The sequence below is a fragment of the Acinetobacter sp. ANC 4558 genome, assembly GCF_002135375.1.
Lineage (GTDB): Bacteria > Pseudomonadota > Gammaproteobacteria > Pseudomonadales > Moraxellaceae > Acinetobacter.
This window is the reverse complement of record NZ_NEGH01000001.1, coordinates 486,107-502,506: the sequence shown is the minus strand read 5'-3', so window position 1 is coordinate 502,506 and position 16,400 is coordinate 486,107. Positions and strand designations below refer to the sequence as shown.

General features: G+C 35.6%; 19 protein-coding genes. 9 read left to right on the top strand and 10 right to left on the bottom strand.

Annotated features, from left to right (window positions below):
* Positions 1 to 17: 17 nt before the first annotated feature.
* The 6 genes from B9T31_RS02405 to B9T31_RS02380 all read right to left on the bottom strand — a co-directional run bounded on the left by B9T31_RS02405 (position 18) and on the right by B9T31_RS02380 (position 4,363).
* On the bottom strand, positions 18 to 404 hold the full coding sequence (locus B9T31_RS02405; protein ID WP_086180353.1) for a hypothetical protein: 387 nt from the start codon (positions 402 to 404) through the stop codon (positions 18 to 20).
* Between the two features lie 27 nt (positions 405 to 431).
* Complete coding sequence (locus tag B9T31_RS02400) at positions 432 to 737, bottom strand: YcgL domain-containing protein (protein ID WP_086180391.1); 306 nt, start codon at positions 735 to 737, stop codon at positions 432 to 434.
* Positions 738 to 866: 129 nt separating this feature from the next.
* Entirely contained in the window at positions 867 to 2,009 is a 1,143-nt protein-coding gene (locus B9T31_RS02395) for a ribonuclease D (RefSeq protein WP_086180352.1), read from the bottom strand.
* A gap of 208 nt (positions 2,010 to 2,217) precedes the next feature.
* Entirely contained in the window at positions 2,218 to 2,814 is a 597-nt protein-coding gene (gene recR, locus B9T31_RS02390) for a recombination mediator RecR (RefSeq protein ID WP_086180351.1), read from the bottom strand.
* 12 nt (positions 2,815 to 2,826) lie between these two features.
* Positions 2,827 to 3,156 (bottom strand): YbaB/EbfC family nucleoid-associated protein, encoded by a 330-nt coding sequence (locus B9T31_RS02385; RefSeq protein WP_086180350.1) that lies wholly within the window; start codon positions 3,154 to 3,156, stop codon positions 2,827 to 2,829.
* Between the two features lie 19 nt (positions 3,157 to 3,175).
* Positions 3,176 to 4,363, bottom strand: coding sequence for an O-succinylhomoserine sulfhydrylase (locus B9T31_RS02380; RefSeq protein WP_086180349.1), 1,188 nt, complete (start codon positions 4,361 to 4,363; stop codon positions 3,176 to 3,178).
* 493 nt (positions 4,364 to 4,856) lie between these two features.
* Here B9T31_RS02380 and B9T31_RS02375 point away from each other — a divergent pair, with 493 nt between their 5' ends.
* Positions 4,857 to 5,957, top strand: coding sequence for a porin (locus tag B9T31_RS02375; protein WP_086180348.1), 1,101 nt, complete (start codon positions 4,857 to 4,859; stop codon positions 5,955 to 5,957).
* Positions 5,958 to 6,043: 86 nt separating this feature from the next.
* Here B9T31_RS02375 and B9T31_RS02370 read toward each other — a convergent pair whose 3' ends face one another.
* Positions 6,044 to 6,514 carry a DUF6231 family protein gene (locus tag B9T31_RS02370; RefSeq protein WP_086180347.1) on the bottom strand — a complete coding sequence of 157 codons (471 nt, stop codon included), beginning with the start codon at positions 6,512 to 6,514 and terminating at the stop codon, positions 6,044 to 6,046.
* A gap of 30 nt (positions 6,515 to 6,544) precedes the next feature.
* Between B9T31_RS02370 and B9T31_RS02365 the strand changes: the two genes are divergently transcribed.
* Positions 6,545 to 7,417 carry a DUF2797 domain-containing protein gene (locus B9T31_RS02365; protein ID WP_086180346.1) on the top strand — a complete coding sequence of 291 codons (873 nt, stop codon included), beginning with the start codon at positions 6,545 to 6,547 and terminating at the stop codon, positions 7,415 to 7,417.
* A 50-nt stretch (positions 7,418 to 7,467) separates the two neighbouring features.
* Here B9T31_RS02365 and B9T31_RS02360 read toward each other — a convergent pair whose 3' ends face one another.
* The 3 genes from B9T31_RS02360 to B9T31_RS02350 form a co-directional block, all read right to left on the bottom strand.
* Positions 7,468 to 9,345, bottom strand: coding sequence for a SurA N-terminal domain-containing protein (locus B9T31_RS02360; RefSeq protein ID WP_086180345.1), 1,878 nt, complete (start codon positions 9,343 to 9,345; stop codon positions 7,468 to 7,470).
* A 126-nt stretch (positions 9,346 to 9,471) separates the two neighbouring features.
* A complete protein-coding gene (locus B9T31_RS02355) occupies positions 9,472 to 9,744 on the bottom strand; it encodes an HU family DNA-binding protein (RefSeq protein ID WP_086180344.1) in 273 nt (90 codons plus the stop codon).
* A gap of 173 nt (positions 9,745 to 9,917) precedes the next feature.
* Positions 9,918 to 10,310, bottom strand: a complete 393-nt coding sequence (locus B9T31_RS02350; RefSeq protein WP_228145969.1) for a phasin family protein — start codon at positions 10,308 to 10,310, stop codon at positions 9,918 to 9,920.
* 267 nt (positions 10,311 to 10,577) lie between these two features.
* Between B9T31_RS02350 and B9T31_RS02345 the strand changes: the two genes are divergently transcribed.
* The 7 genes from B9T31_RS02345 to hscA all read left to right on the top strand — a co-directional run bounded on the left by B9T31_RS02345 (position 10,578) and on the right by hscA (position 16,400).
* The gene (locus tag B9T31_RS02345) at positions 10,578 to 11,222 is read left to right on the top strand and encodes a hypothetical protein (RefSeq protein ID WP_086180342.1); all 645 of its coding nucleotides are present in this window, start codon (positions 10,578 to 10,580) and stop codon (positions 11,220 to 11,222) included.
* 118 nt (positions 11,223 to 11,340) lie between these two features.
* Positions 11,341 to 11,814 carry an Rrf2 family transcriptional regulator gene (locus tag B9T31_RS02340; protein ID WP_086180341.1) on the top strand — a complete coding sequence of 158 codons (474 nt, stop codon included), beginning with the start codon at positions 11,341 to 11,343 and terminating at the stop codon, positions 11,812 to 11,814.
* 1 nt (position 11,815) lies between these two features.
* Entirely contained in the window at positions 11,816 to 13,033 is a 1,218-nt protein-coding gene (locus tag B9T31_RS02335; RefSeq protein ID WP_086180340.1) for an IscS subfamily cysteine desulfurase, read from the top strand.
* Positions 13,034 to 13,141: 108 nt separating this feature from the next.
* The gene (iscU, locus tag B9T31_RS02330) at positions 13,142 to 13,528 is read left to right on the top strand and encodes a Fe-S cluster assembly scaffold IscU (protein ID WP_086180339.1); all 387 of its coding nucleotides are present in this window, start codon (positions 13,142 to 13,144) and stop codon (positions 13,526 to 13,528) included.
* Between the two features lie 35 nt (positions 13,529 to 13,563).
* Complete coding sequence (iscA, locus tag B9T31_RS02325; protein ID WP_086180338.1) at positions 13,564 to 13,884, top strand: iron-sulfur cluster assembly protein IscA; 321 nt, start codon at positions 13,564 to 13,566, stop codon at positions 13,882 to 13,884.
* A 100-nt stretch (positions 13,885 to 13,984) separates the two neighbouring features.
* A complete protein-coding gene (gene hscB / locus B9T31_RS02320; protein WP_086180337.1) occupies positions 13,985 to 14,500 on the top strand; it encodes a Fe-S protein assembly co-chaperone HscB in 516 nt (171 codons plus the stop codon).
* Between the two features lie 40 nt (positions 14,501 to 14,540).
* Entirely contained in the window at positions 14,541 to 16,400 is a 1,860-nt protein-coding gene (gene hscA, locus B9T31_RS02315; protein ID WP_086180336.1) for a Fe-S protein assembly chaperone HscA, read from the top strand.

Sequence of the window (16,400 nt, the reverse complement as noted above, 5' to 3'; positions counted from 1 at the left end):
TAAACCCTGACGTCTATTTAAAGCGGTGATACTTTTTCTTCTACATTGTCTTTTTGCTGATTTTTATCTAAAAATTTGCGCCATGTGAAAACAGCAAATGAACATACACCTATCACAAAGAGTATCAAAGATGAGTTAAACCAAATAAGTGAGGAGTCTTTTGTAAATATTCCAAATGCCAATCCAAAAATAGCGGGTGCAATCGATGCATTGTGCCCATCTGACACTGTTGGTGTAAGTATTAGTGCAAACAAAAGAATTGTAGACATACCACCGATAAATTGTGGTAGACGTTTTGCTATACTATTCCAACATAACAGCACAATAAAACTACAAACTAAATAAGCTGTAATTGCAATTGTATCTTCGGGCATCGTATCTAGAAATGCTAAAAATTCGTCCACTAATTTCTCCTCACAAATTCTTCTCGTTTATGCCCCACGAAGACCTTCTGGTGCAACTGCATTAGGATTAATCAAACCCTCTGGAGGCATTTGAATAAAAAAACCCTTTGTCGCAATTGAATCCAACACATGTAAAACATTCACACGCGCAAGTTTACGAGATTCATCAAGTTCTAAATCCATCACAAAGCTTGCTCGCCCAAAAGCATTTCGCAATGCATCTGGTAGACACTCTAATGGATTTGGAGCTTCACTATTCTCATGTGCTTCAAGACGTTCAACATACAAATACATCTCATCTTTTTTGCTAGACTTATAAATTGAACAAAACATATTTTCAATAACACTCATTTAACGCGTAACAAAGCATACAACAAAAAAAAGCCTGATACATTAATGAAAATTAACGCATCAGTCCAATTTTCACTCCACTTAAATTATAGAACATTTAAGATAATTATTTTAGTCAGTCTCTTTCATTTGTTGTGATAAATAATCTTGATCTTCATAAAGTGCACGAATTAAGGGTTTGGTTAATACTTCATAACGCCATCCCAATAAATATGAAGGCAAATCTTGTTCATCTGCTTTAAAAACAACATGTTTATACAATGAGTTTAACCATTTTTTACGCAACAATACTTCTCTAGGAATTGCTGTTTCATCCACAACAGACTGTATCACTAGTTCAACATTATTCATCACTTCAAGGGATGAGTGACGAATTGGACGAGGTATTCTAAAAGGCCATTGTTCTTGTTCTGGCAATGCACGTAACAGAGCCAAAATGATCTTTCCATAATCTCGTATAATATTTGGTCGAATTTGCTTAATACTGGCAAGTTGAAAATTATTTTTCGGATTTTTCTCAACCAAATCAATCATCGTGGCATTTTTTAAAATAAAACTACGAGGTAAATTTAATGTTTTCGCAATTTGATCACGCCAAATAGCCAATTGCTGAAGTTGCATGAGTTGACGACGTGAATGGCGATAATTTCCCACATCTTGATATAAGAGCTCAATTGGCGTTTCTTTTCCAATTTCATGAGCTAAATGTTGACAATCCTCTTCAACATAAGCCAATAAATGCTTGGCTTGTAGTTGAGATTTTATCGTATCAGCCAACTGCATAATATAGAGCACATCATTTGCTGCATACTCTAATTGTTTAGGAGTTAAAGGGCGTGCCAACCAATCTGAGCGTGTTTGATCCTTGTCAATATCAATATTCAGCATAAGTTTTAATGCATTTTGATAGCTCACCTGCAAACCATGACCTAAGAATGAAAGTGCAACTTGTGTATCAAATACATTATTTAAATTTTGCTGATGTGCATAATGATAAATTAAGTCTAAATCTTCTCCACAGGCATGAAAAATATTTTGCTTTGCATTAAACAACAATTGCCAAAAACGAGTTAGATCTAGCGTTGTTCCATCTAATAAAAAGACTTTCCCATTAATATTGATTTGAAAAATTCCCAATTTAGGCCATAAGGTATCCACCTTAATAAACTCAGTGTCTAAACCATATGTACTACATTGAGTCATTAATGTAAGTACATTTTCAAACTCATTTTGCTGCTGAATAAACTGGAACATAACTACGAGGTTTGTTTTCTCATTTTCTTTAGACCATTGTAATGAATAAATACAAATTATCTATAACGTGTTAATTTGTTTGCTACTTTATTAACCTAATTCATTATATTTCAAACAATTAAAAACAAAATTATTTATATAAATAAAGTATAAAAGACATAATAAATCCACTCAATAATCTTATAAATTATAAAGAATGAAATAAACGTTATTTCATTCTCATACGATTATGAACCGCTTGACTTAAGGTATGACTATCCACATATTCAAGCTCCCCACCTTGAGGAACACCTTGAGCAATTCGGGTCATATGTACTGGTAAATGCTTAGCAGCTTCAACCAAATAATGTGCTGTTGCTTGTCCTTCAACCGTCGCATTCGTCGCTAAAATCACTTCTGTAATTTTACCTTCCGACAACCGTTGAATTAGATATGGAATCCCAATCTCTTCAGGACCAATACCATCTAAAGGTGAAAGATGCCCACCCAGCACATGATATTTACCTCTAAAGCTACCACTTTGTTCAATCGCCATAACATCGGCAGGAGATTCAACCACACACAAGAGCTGCTCATCTCGCTCGGGAGACAAACAAATTTGACACACTTCATCTTCTGTTAATGAATGACATACCGTACATTCATGAATGTACGTTGTTGCTTCATTTAATGCCTCTGCTAAACCAATTGCACCCTGTTTATTTTTCATAATCAGATGCAATGCCATGCGCTGAGCCGATTTCGGTCCAACGCTTGGCAAAATCCGCAGTGCATTTACAAGTTGATCAAAACGATCACTAAACACAACGACTTTTCCTTAGAACATTCCAGCTAAACCTGGTGGTAATCCCATTCCAGAGTTTGCAGATTTTAAGCGCTCTTCCGAAATTGTTTCTGCTTGACGTGCCGCATCATTCATTGCCGCTGCAATTAAGTCTTCAATCATGTCTGCATCATCTTGAAGTAACTCAGGATTAATTTCGATACGTTTAACCACATTACGGCAAGTCATTGTCACTTTTACTAAACCACCGCCTGCTTCAGCATGCACTTCAGTTTGAGCAAGTTCCTCTTTCGCCTTCTTAATGTTGTTTTCTACATCTTTTTGCATGCGCTGGGCTTGCTGCATCAACATATTGATGTTCATAAATAACTCCGAACAATCTTTAAATAAGATCTAAACCACGAGAAATGTCCGCAATAATATCATCAATATCCTCTAAACCAACAGATAATCGAATTAATCCTTCACGAATTCCCGCTGCCGCTTTTGCTTCAGGTGATAATTTACCATGAGTTGTCGTTGCAGGATGTGTAATTGTAGATTTTACATCACCTAAATTTCCAGTTATTGAAATAAATTGTGTATGATCAATGACTGTCCACGCACCTTCGCGACCACCCTTTACTTCAAAAGAAACAATTCCGCCAAAACCTTTTTGTTGCATAGCAGCCAGTGCGTTTCCTTCATGTTCAGACAGCCCTGCATAATAAACTTTTTCTACTTTCGGGTGATTATCTAAAAACTCAGCTATTTTTTGCGCACCCTCTGAATGTGCTTTCATTCTTAAGCTTAACGTTTCCAAACCTTTCAAGAAAACCCAAGCATTAAATGGGCTCATAGAAGGACCTGTAGTACGTACATACCCAAATACTTCTTCTAGTAACTGATGACTACCAACAACAGCACCACCTAATGCACGCCCCTGCCCATCTAAATACTTAGTTGCCGAATAAACCACTAGATCTGCACCAAACTTAATCGGTTGCTGTAATACTGGTGTACAAAAGCTATTATCTATTGCAAGTAAAGCATCATTTGCATGCGCTAAATCTGCTAAAGCTTGAATATCTGCAATTTCAGCCAGTGGATTTGACGGTGACTCTACAAATAATAATTTTGTTTCTGGTTTAATTGCATTTTTCCATGCATTTAAGTCAGTTAAATCTACAAAATCTACTGCTACACCAAACTTAGTTACATATTTTTCAAATAAAGCAACGGTTGAACCAAAAACTGCACGAGAGCATACCACATGGTCACCAACCTTTAAAAACGACATTGCTACTGCCATAATTGCAGCCATACCAGAGCTAGTCGCAACAGCACGTTCTGCACCTTCCATGGCAGCTAGTCGTTTTTCAAACATTGTCACTGTTGGGTTTGTAAAACGTGTATAAATATTACCAGGCTCTTGTCCTGAAAATTTTGCAGCGGCTTCAGCTGCATTTTCATAAACAAATGAAGATGTCAGGAAAATTGGTTCACCATGTTCACCTTCAAAACTACGAGTATGACCTGTGCGAATTGCTAATGTGTCTACTTGATATTCAATGTCGTTTTGTTGGCTCATTGCTTTATATCAACCTCTTGGTTGCCTTTTATAAACTAATCGCAACATTCTGAGCGCCTACAGTGTTTAAGGTCAAGCTGTAAAAGCAAAATATTGTTTAGACTTCGTTCAAACCATCATTTTTAAACAATAATTTATGATTATCATATTTATCAATATATTTTATATAAATAATCATATTAACAATATGTTAACTATATTTTCCAAATTTTAAAGATCAGCAGAATCATATGCCTTTGAAACGATCGCTCATTACAAAAATTTAGCGCAAAATTAAGCCTCAATTTTAATATTTAACCGATTTTCTTGCCAAAAAATATTAATTAATTATTGAAAAACATCATTGAATATTCATTTTAATAATACTGACATAAAACATTAATATGAATGACTTATTCATCATAAATACTGTGCTCCAACAAAGTTTAGAAGTCAAAACCGATGACTTCTGTAAATTTAAAGACAAAAATAAATGTCTTCAACGGAGTAAGAAATGAAAAAAACGTTATGTGCAGTCGCAATTGGGGCAACATTCATGACACCTTTACTCGCATCTGCTGCGGATGTGAAGGTTTATGGTCGTGCACACGTTTCACTAGATTATTTAAATGATGGCAAGGACTATAAAGAAGTTGCTTTATCTTCTAACTCATCACGTTTAGGTTTTAAAGCAGATCAAAAATTAGCGAATGGCATGACTGCATTTGCACAAATTGAATCACAAATTAACTTCTCTAGCGGTTCAGAAGATAAAGAATCTATCGACTTTTCTACTCGCGATACATTCGTTGGTCTTAAAGGTGACTTTGGTCAAGTTAAAGTAGGTCGCTTCGACAGCCCATTCAAGGCAGCTCGTGGTCCAATCAACTACTTTGGCGATATGGTTGGTGATTTACGTACAATTACGCGTGCATACAATCACCGTTTTGATGAACGTAATCCGAATACCATTGAATACCAATCTCCAACTTACCAAGGTTTCAATGTTGTTGGTGCTTTATCACTTCATAACTCAACCATGATTTATGATGATGAAACAAAAGCACCAAATAAAAAATCGAAATCTTATGACCTCGGTGTAAATTATAAAAACGGTCCGTTAAGCGTTTCTTCTGCTTACGAATATTTCCAAGAAAAAGCAAGCCGTGGCGAGCGTGATGGTTTCCGTTTAGCAGGTTCTTATAAAGTTACACCTGAGTTAAATCTAGCTGGTTTTTATCAATACACCAGCTTAGACAAAGACAACTTAAATGGTCTCTCTGCGAAAGACAAAATGCGTAATGCAGATGCCAACGTGTATGGTATTGGCGCTGAATACAAACTTACAGAAAAAACCTCTGTAAGAGGACAAGTATTCTATCGTGATGTCGATGCAGATAAAATGAACTCAACACTACTGGCAGTTGGTGTAGAACATAAACTTGATCCAGCGGTACGTGTTTATGCTAACTTAGCAAGCATGATCAATGATAAAAATGCAAACTTAACACCATGGAATCAAGCGCGTAGTAATGTTCCTGGATCAGATCAAGGTGTAAATGCACTTGATCAAAGCCCATTAGCATTATCTTTAGGTTTACGTTACGATTTCTAAGTCACCACTTTAGACAATGTTTTAAAAAGCCACCAAATGGTGGCTTTTTTATTCTTATAAAAAATGACTCACGCTTATTTCCTAGATTACCAACGAAATTTATTCCAATTCTTAGGATTTGCCCAAAATTTAGCATTCAACCAATCTGGCACGTTTTTATACGTCAAAATATTAAATTGCCACAAGGCAAAATCATTGGCATGTAGGGTTTGATCAATAAATTGAGTAAATCCTAATGATCTTAATAATTTTTCATCTTGTCTTTGAGCAATGACAACAATCCGTTTTGCAAATAAATCTCTCAATTTAACCAAAATTTGTGTTTTATCCGCTAATGAGCATATTTTCACTTCTAAAACATCAAAACATACAAAAGCCAAATCATATCGCTGTGTGAAAGGCAGACTTAATAGCTCAGATACGCTAAAATACTGCCATTGAATCGAATGACTATTATTGTATTGTTGCAAGTTTTGACCAATACATAATGCGGTATGTATAGGCTGTTCTTTGAATAAATCGTCTAGCATAGAAGTGATGACATTTAACTCAGCCATAGCCGCATCCTTATATTGAGTGAGTATCTTATGGAATTACAAGGCATATGCCACAAAATGCGTGCAGGCCTCATAGACATTAGTTTAACTGAACATCAGACTCACAAAGCAAATGTCGAATATAAATTTATTTTAGATCGATCAGAATTTGAACTTCCATTTCGTTTAGGACAAGAAATTGAAATTGAATGGACTGGAAAAATATTCTGTATTTCATGTGGAAATAAAACCAATAAATCATTTTCTCAAGGTCATTGTTTTAAATGTTTTAAAACAAAAGCATCTTGTGATATGTGCATCATGAAACCTGAAACATGTCATTACCACCTAGGTACATGCCGAGAAGATGAGTTTGCACATGAAGTTTGTTTTCAACCGCATATTGTTTATCTCGCCAATTCTAGCGCCTTAAAAATTGGTATTACCCGCCTAGGACAAATGCCAACGCGCTGGTTAGATCAAGGCGCAACTCAAGCACTACCCATCATGAAAGTAGGTTCTAGACGACTATCTGGACAACTTGAAATCATGTTTGGTACTCAAGTTGCAGATAAAACAGATTGGCGAAAACTTTTGAAAGGCGAAGCGGATCCAATCAATTTAGTTGAAATTAAAGATCGGCTTATTGATGAATTTGCACCTAAAATTCAGAATATTCGTAATGAATATAGTCAACATTTAGAATTTAATGAAAATATTGAATTATTAGATCACGAGCTAGCACGTGAGTTTATTTATCCAGTTGAGCAATATCCAGAAAAGATTAAATCTCATAATCTAGACAAAACCCCTACAATTCGAGGTAGGCTACAAGGAATTAAGGGTCAGTATTTAATTTTAGACACTGGTGTCATCAATATTCGAAAATACACGGGTTATGAAATTAAAGTTCGTAGTGAATAAGTGATGCATGTAAAAAAGCCACCCGAAGGTGGCTTTTTTTAATGAGAGGATTATTTATTTTTCACAATTTTAGCATTCGATTTTAAATACTGTGTATAAGCATCTAGCTCTTGTTGACCACGTAATTGCATATAAGCCTGTTTTAAACCATCTAGATCTTCCGGTTTTAAATCTTTAGCAAGTTCATGATTCACAGCAGATACCGCAACAACAATTAACTCATTCGGTAAGGATGCAGTTGATACAGACCACATCCCTTGTTTAGGTGTTGGCAAACTAAATGCAACTTTTTCAATTTGTGGCATTAATTTATCACGCGTAAACTCACCTGCACCTTCAAAATGAAGTTTGGATTTAGCAAGTACTGTTGTAGCTGGTTCTGTTTTAAACTCAGCCAAAGTCTTCGCAATTTCTGCTTTAGCAGCAGCTATTGCCTTCTCTTCAATAATCTTGGTTTTAATACGCGGAGTTGCTTCTGCTAGAGTTTGTACGCCTGCTGGATGATATGCACGGACTTTTACCCATACAATATTACCATTCTCTAATTGAATACTACTCGAAGCATTACGATCACCATTTTTAACATCTTCATTAAATAGTTTAACTTTCACATTAGGGTGACTTAAAACTGGATGATGCGTACTTAAAGAAAGTTTTTTAACAGATTGAACCTGAGTACCTTTAATTTCTTGTGATACAACATCAAGTGCATCATTACTCACGACAAGTTCATTTAAACTATTTACCGCATCAGAAAATGCATTTTCAGTCTTTGCTTTTTTCACTTGTGCAAGTAATTCATCTTTTTTACTGTCAAAAGATGGAACATCAACAGTCGGTGTTAATACTTGAATAATTTGATAACCATACTGGGTTTTTACAGGTGCTGATGTTTGACCACTTTTCAAGCTTTCAACAGTCGTATCAAAGGCCTCACCAAAAGCACCTTTTTCATATGCAGATAACGTACCACCATTATTCTTGCTATTCGGATCTTCTGAATATTTTGCAGCTACATTGGCAAATGTTGCACCTTTATTTAACTCATCATAAGCAACATCCGCACGCTGTTTCGCTTGAGCTTCGGTACGACCTTCTGTTGTAATTAAAATCTGGTTAATAACAGGCTTGGCAGTAGCTTTACTTATTTCAACAAATTTTTGATACGCTTGCTGAAGTTCAGCATCTGTGGTTTCAAGATTAGCCGTTGTAATATTTTCAGGTGAAATCTCAATGAAATCCACATCTACATTTTCAAATTGTTTCAGCGATTTTGAATGTTTATTATAATAATTCTGAATGTCTTTCGCTGTAACTTGAATACCTTGCTTATACTTATCTAAATTAATGCTTGCTAAATGCAAAGTCCGTTGTTCAATTTGTAAGTCTACAATTTGCTTAACATCTTGTTGGCTAACCAATGGAAAACTTGTAAGTGTTGATGTCAGCATTTTTAAAGCATGATCTTGACGAATCCCTGCAATAAATGACTCACTATTTGGAAACCCTTGGCTTTTTAAATATTGCTCAAATAATTCAGGTGAAAATTTACCATTTTCCTGAAAACTTGGTTGCTGCTGAATCATTAATTCAATTTGTTTATTACTTAAAGAAATTCCTAATTTTTTTGCCTGATCTTGCAACAATGCCTGTTTAACGATGGACTCTAAAGCTTGTTCTTGAATAAAAGTCTGATTTAAAAGCGTCTCATCGCCATTTGTATATTGTAGGTATTGTTGCTTGAACGAATTACTCACTTGTTCTAATTCTTTTTTAGAAATAGGCTGACCATTAACCGTCTCAACAGTGTCTTCACTTTGCTTACTACTAAAAAGTCCTTCAATACCAACAAATGCGAAAGGAATTAAAAATAAGACCAGCAATACTTTGCCGAACCAACCTTTAATAGCTTTACGAAAAGATTCCATAAGTATTCCAAATTTTATTTTAGCGAGATTTTACCCGAAAATCATGAGTGAATGAATGCTTACAAACATTTATTTATATGTTTCATAAAAAAACGCGCCTCAAGGCGCGTTTTAGGTACTTAAAATTTATGCTACTGCATCTTTTAAGCCTTTACCCGCTTTAAAGCTAGGAACTTTACTTGCTTCGATTTGTAAAGTTGCACCAGTTTGTGGATTACGACCTGTGCGAGCCGCACGTTCTTTCACACTAAAAGTACCAAAACCCACTAGTGTAACTGTATCACCCGTTTTTAAAGCTTCTGAAATTGAAGCAATCGTAGCATCTAAGGCTTTTCCAGCATCAGTCTTAGACAATCCCCCTTTTTCTGCAATAGCATCAATTAATTCTGATTTATTCATGAAGATTTCGTCCTCTTAATTCGTTTATTTAAGCAAGGTCCAAAGATTTAGTTTGAATTACCGTAGTGCCTTTATAACAATGCTTTAAGGTCAAAAGCAATACTTAGCTCGCTGATTTGTACAAAATAAGTAGAAAAAAAACACCTTGAAAGCGTGAACCAGTTTAAAAAAAATTATTTTTGCTGAATATTATTTTTAATTTCATTATTTTCTTCCAGAATTATATCAATTTTCTGATGCAATTCTAAGATCATTTTTTCTAACTTTTGAAGATCTTTAACTGTCACTAATCCCATTTTACTTAATGATTGATAAATACCATATTCAACTAATTTTTCTATTTTATCTTTTGTTTCAATGACAGAGCTTTTTGTTTTTTTTGAAATTTCATTCGTATCATAGTTACTAATTTCCTTCGATTTCGCCTCTAATTCAGATCCAGTCTGTACGAGTGTTTCAAACAATTTACTTCCTTCTTCTTCAGCTTTTGAAAAAGCACCTAAACCTGCCAACCAAATCTGCTTGGTATATTTTTTAAAATCCAACTTAGAATTACCATATTCCACAACATTACACTCCCTACTTTTCTTTATTTGAATACATATATTTTTCACATGATTTTTATTTAAACTAGACTCACAAACATATTTTGTCTAATTTTTAGGTATTTAGTCTTTATTTTAAACACATTATGATTAAAAATCTTAAAATTAGACCTATAATAACAAAACTAGTACTTGCACCTTTTGCAGAACTGTTCTACAAAGCTTCTTTATATGCTTTAGACCAAATCAATTAAAATTTGGATGTTTTTTTAGTTTCAAGGATTATTTATGAGCGATTCGCAACAAAAAACAAAAGTACCAAACTTGTTGCTAACGACTATTTTAATTGTTATTGAAACAATTTTCTCTTTTATTGTAAAACATGATCGCGTGATAGCACTCCAAGCTAAAAAATTCATCGACAATAAAGTAAGCATTAAAATTAATAGCTATATTCCATATTTTGATATTTATCTTCAATTTGATACTCATGGTATATTGTTTGATGTTAATCCACCAAATGATCCTGTGGATTTAGAAGTCCGAACAACTCTAATGGATTTAATTCAAATCTTATTTTTTTCGAATCGTCGAAGTATTCGCGCAATGCGTATCAGTGGTGACAGCATTTTAAAAGATGAATTCAGAGATCTGATCTTATCTTTTAGCATCGCTCATATTTTTTCAGACTGGAAACAATGGTTAAAAACATCCGTTGATAATGAAAGTTTAATTTCATCGCAAAAACGAATCACACCTTTATTAGATAAAATAAATCAACAACGTTCTAAAATTAACACTTTAGAAATTGAAATTAAACAGTATAAAAATCGTATTCGACGTATGCGAAGAAACCAAAAAAGCTTGAATTATACTTATATCGCAGTAATCATACTTTTAAGCTTACTTTTAGTGTATAATCTTTGTACATAATAAAAATCCACTTTTTCGCGCTTAAAATTATCTTATATTCTGCTTAAATAAAAACTTGACTAATTTAGTCAGGATTCATAGAATTGGTTTATCTAGTCTAATTCATGTGTATCGAATCATGCGCTTAACCACTCGCGGTCGTTACGCAGTGACTGCTCTACTTGATTTAGCTTTGCAGCCAACTGAACAAACGATCACTCTTGCCGAAATTGCAACACGTCAAACGATTTCTGTTGCATACCTTGAACAGTTATTTGCAAAACTAAAACGTCATGGTCTCGTTTCCAGTATCCGTGGTGCTAATGGTGGTTACCATCTCGCAAAAGCAGCAAATGAGATCACAGTATTAGAAATCATTGAAGCTGTAAATGAAACTGTGAATGCGACACGCTGCGACCATAAAGGTAATTGTCAAAATGGCGCAATGTGTTTGACACACGATTTATGGCAAGAACTTTCTGACCATATTGCTGATTATTTACAGAAAATCACGCTCGCTGATCTTTTAGCACGAGACAACGTTCAGACAGTTGCCATTCGCCAAAATTCAGCTCATCTAGATTCAGACTTATTATCGGTTACAGGTATTTGAAATGAAACGCCCAATTTATCTTGATTATGCAGCAACCACCCCTGTAGACCCTCAAGTTGCTGAACGCATGATGGAATGTTTAACATTTGATGGCACTTTTGGCAATGCGGCTTCTCGTTCTCATGCTTACGGTTGGCAAGCAGAAGAAAAAGTTGAATATGCACGTGAACAAGTTGCAAATCTTATTAAAGCTGATCCACGTGAAATTGTGTGGACATCTGGTGCAACTGAGTCTGACAACCTAGCGCTTAAAGGTGTAGCTCAATTTTATGCGTCTAAAGGCAAGCATATCATTACCAGTAAAATTGAACATAAAGCAATATTAGACAGTTGTCGTGAGTTAGAATCTGAAGGTTTCGAAATTACTTATATTGAACCTGAGGCTCGCACTGGTTTAATTACACCTGAAATGGTACAAGCAGCAATCCGTCCAGATACTATTCTTGTTTCACTAATGATGGTCAACAATGAAATTGGGACTGTTACAGATGTTGCAGCAATTGGCGAAATTACTCGTGCGAATAAGATTTTCTTCCATGTTGATGCAGCACAAGCAGCAGGAAAAGTTGAAATTGATTTATCAACGATGAAAGTCGATCTTATGAGCTTCTCAGCACATAAAATTTACGGTCCTAAAGGTATTGGTGCACTATTTGTACGTCGTTCACCACGTGTTCGTCTAAAAGCACAAATGCATGGCGGTGGTCATGAACGTGGCATGCGTTCAGGTACTTTAGCAACACATCAAATTGTGGGTATGGGTGAAGCATTTGAACTCGCAGGTAAAAATTTAGCTGCAGAACAAGCGCGCATTCGAGTTCTTCGTGACAGATTATGGAATGGTTTACAAGATTTAGAACAAATCTTCTTAAATGGTCATCCAACTTATAATGTTGCAAACTATCTAAATGTAAGCTTCAACTTTGTTGAAGGCGAATCTTTAATGATGGCACTTAAAGACGTTGCTGTATCTTCAGGTTCTGCATGTACATCTGCAACTCTAGAGCCTTCATATGTACTTCGTGCATTAGGCTTATCTGATGAGCTAGCACATAGCTCAATTCGTTTCAGTTTTGGTCAATATACGACTGAGTCAGATATTGATCACGTATTAGACATTACTAAAGCTGCTGTTGAGAAATTACGTGAACTTTCTCCGCTTTGGGACATGTATAAAGAAGGTATTGACCTTGCAAGCGTCGAGTGGGCTGAACACTAAAGGCATCACTTGGAAAAGAGATAATCAAATATTGATTATCTCTTTGTAAAATTCAATTTCATCCCCATATTTTATATATAGGCTGACCCTGAGGTTTGGAGAAGCAACATGGCTTATAGCGAAAAAGTAATTGATCATTATGAAAACCCACGTAACGTTGGTGTTTTAGATAAAAATGCAGAAAATGTTGGTACAGGTATGGTCGGTGCACCTGCGTGTGGTGACGTTATGCGTTTACAAATTCAAGTGAGTGATTCTGGAATTATTGAAGAAGCACGCTTTAAAACTTATGGTTGTGGTTCTGCAATTGCATCGAGCTCATTGGTTACAGAGTGGCTAAAGGGTAAAACTTTAGATGAAGCTCAAGCAATCAAGAACATTGATATTGCAAATGAGCTGGCCTTACCACCAGTAAAAGTGCATTGTTCAGTACTTGCAGAAGATGCAATTAAAGCTGCTGTACAAGATTATCGCAGCAAAAAAGCGAATGTTTAACCACTAAAGTTCACTACTGATTCTTGGGAGTTTTCATGATCCATTTAACAGAAAATGCTGCAACTCATATCGGCAATTACCTGAAGAGTCGTGGTAAGGGTGAAGGTATTCGCGTGGGTGTGAAAACTTCAGGCTGTTCAGGTCTCGCATATGTTTTGGAATTTGTAGATGATACAGATTCACACGATGAAGTTTTCGAACAATTTGGCGTAAAAGTTTTCATCGACCCTAAAAGTTTAGTTTATTTAGATGGTCTTGAAATGGACTATGTAAAAAATGGCTTAAATGAGGGCTTTGAGTTCAATAACCCGAATAAAAAAGGTGAATGTGGTTGTGGTGAATCTTTTACCATATAACCTCTAGAATTTCGCGCTCTCTCAATTAAAACAGTGGATTTTTCACTGTTTTAATTATATTTATCGCATAACTTTGCAAATTATTGCGGATCAATCTCCCATGAATCATTTTGAGTTATTTAATCTTCCAGTTTCTCTTGATATTGATTTAGCTGTACTCAAATCTGAATTCTTAAAACTGCAACAACTCTATCACCCAGACAAAGCATCGAATAAAGATGAAGCTTTAATTAAGTCTAGTGAAATTAATCATGCTTTTAAAGCGTTATCAAATATTGATAGTCGTGCTGGATATTTACTTAAACTCAAGAAACAAGATTATCACTTAGATCAATCAATTAGCGATTTTGAATTTCTACAGCATGCTTTAGAAATTCGCGAACAACTTGATGACGCACGTAATGTAGATGAACTTGCATCACTTAAAGTTGAAGTTCAGCAATGGATTGATAGTCTTTCTCGTGAATTTAAAATAGATTACGATGCTGAAGACTGGTCAGAATCACGTGATACTGTACGTAAATTACGTTTTTTTGTTAAAGTAATGGCTGACATCGACAAATCAAATGATCGCTTACTTGATGATGATAGCTTTGACTTAGATGATGATTTTTAATTTTTTGTTTTAATAATTTAGTTTCAAAGGATGTAACACAATGGCGCTCTTGCAAATTGCAGAACCTGGTCAATCAAGTGCACCACATGAGCATCGTATTGCAATCGGTATTGACTTAGGTACTACCCATTCATTGGTTGCAACGATTTTATCTGGTCAACCTAAAGTATTGAATGACGAAAAAGGTCGTGTGTTACTTCCATCCATTGTTCACTATAGTAAAAATGAAGTTATTCACGGTGAGCATGCGAAATCACTTATAACCACTGATCCACAAAATACAATCGCTTCTGTAAAACGTTTTATGGGTCGCTCAAAGTCGGATATCAAATTTCAACACCCTTATCGCCTGATGGGTGATGACAACCAAATGCCAGCATTTGAAACAGCACAAGGTCGTAAAACACCTGTTGAAATTTCTGCTGAAATTCTAAAACAACTTAAAATTCGAGCTGAAGACAGTCTAAAAAACCCGATTAATGGTGCTGTCATTACTGTACCTGCCTATTTTGATGAAGCTCAACGTCAAGCGACAAGAGATGCCGCACAACTTGCTGGTCTAAATGTACTTCGTTTACTCAATGAACCTACCGCAGCAGCAGTTGCTTACGGCTTAGATCAAGCAACCAATTTAGCAACCGATCAAAATTATGTCATTTATGATTTAGGTGGTGGTACCTTTGATGTATCGGTCTTACGTTTCTCTCAAGGTGTTTTTGAAGTACTTGCAACAGGTGGACACACTGCTTTAGGTGGTGATGATTTAGACCGACTTATTGTTAAATGGGCAAAAAAACAGCGCAACATAGAACTCTTAGATGATATTGAATATTCACATGTTTTAATGGCAGCCCGCAAAGCAAAAGAAGCACTCACCGAGCACCAATCAACCCAATTACAAGTTTTAGAACATTCAATCACACTTGATCGTTCAACGTTTGATGAAATTATTAAAGTAGCGATAGATAAGACAATTCAAGTGTGTCATCGAGTTTTACGTGACGCAAAATTAGAAATTTCTGACATTCAAAACATTGTGCTTGTCGGAGGATCTACCCGTTCATATGCTGTCCAAAATGCAGTACGCAATGTATTTAATCAGGAACCACTTTGTACGATTAATCCAGATGAAGTTGTCGCTATTGGTGCTGCAATTACAGCCAATCAACTGATCGGTAATACCTCAGATGCTGCTTTACTCCTTGATGTCACCCCACTCTCTCTTGGTTTAGAAACAATGGGAGGATTAGTCGAGCGACTGATCTCTCGCAATACTGCAATTCCTGTAGCCCGTCGCCAAGAGTTTACGACTTATCAAGACGGACAAACAGCTATGCTGATCCATGTTGTGCAAGGTGAGCGTGATTTAGTTGAGCATTGCCGTAGTTTGGGACGCTTCGTTCTTAGAGGCATTCCACCAATGACAGCAGGACAAGCACGAATTGAAGTCACTTTTCAAGTTGATGCAGATGGCTTACTCAGCGTCTCTGCCAAAGAAACAACATCGGGTGTACAAGCACAAATTGACATTAAACCTTCTTACGGCTTATCTGATGCAGATACCGAACGTTTATTATTAGATGGTTTCAAATTTGCTGAAGAAGATAAACATTTACGTCATTTACATGAAACGAAAATTGAAGCAAAGCGTGAGCTCGAAGCACTAGAACAAGCTTTAAAAGCAGATAGCCATCTGCTAAGCCAAGTTCAGCTTGATAAGCTTACTACAGCAAAAACAGCATTAATTGCACAATTAGAATTCGATCAAATTGACATAATTGAGCATGCTGTAGAACAGTTAAAAATTTATAGTGATGCTTTTGCTGCACTTCGTATGAATCAACATATCGATGCTGCGCTAAAAGGTACAAAACTTGAAGATTGGTCAAATTCAAACTAA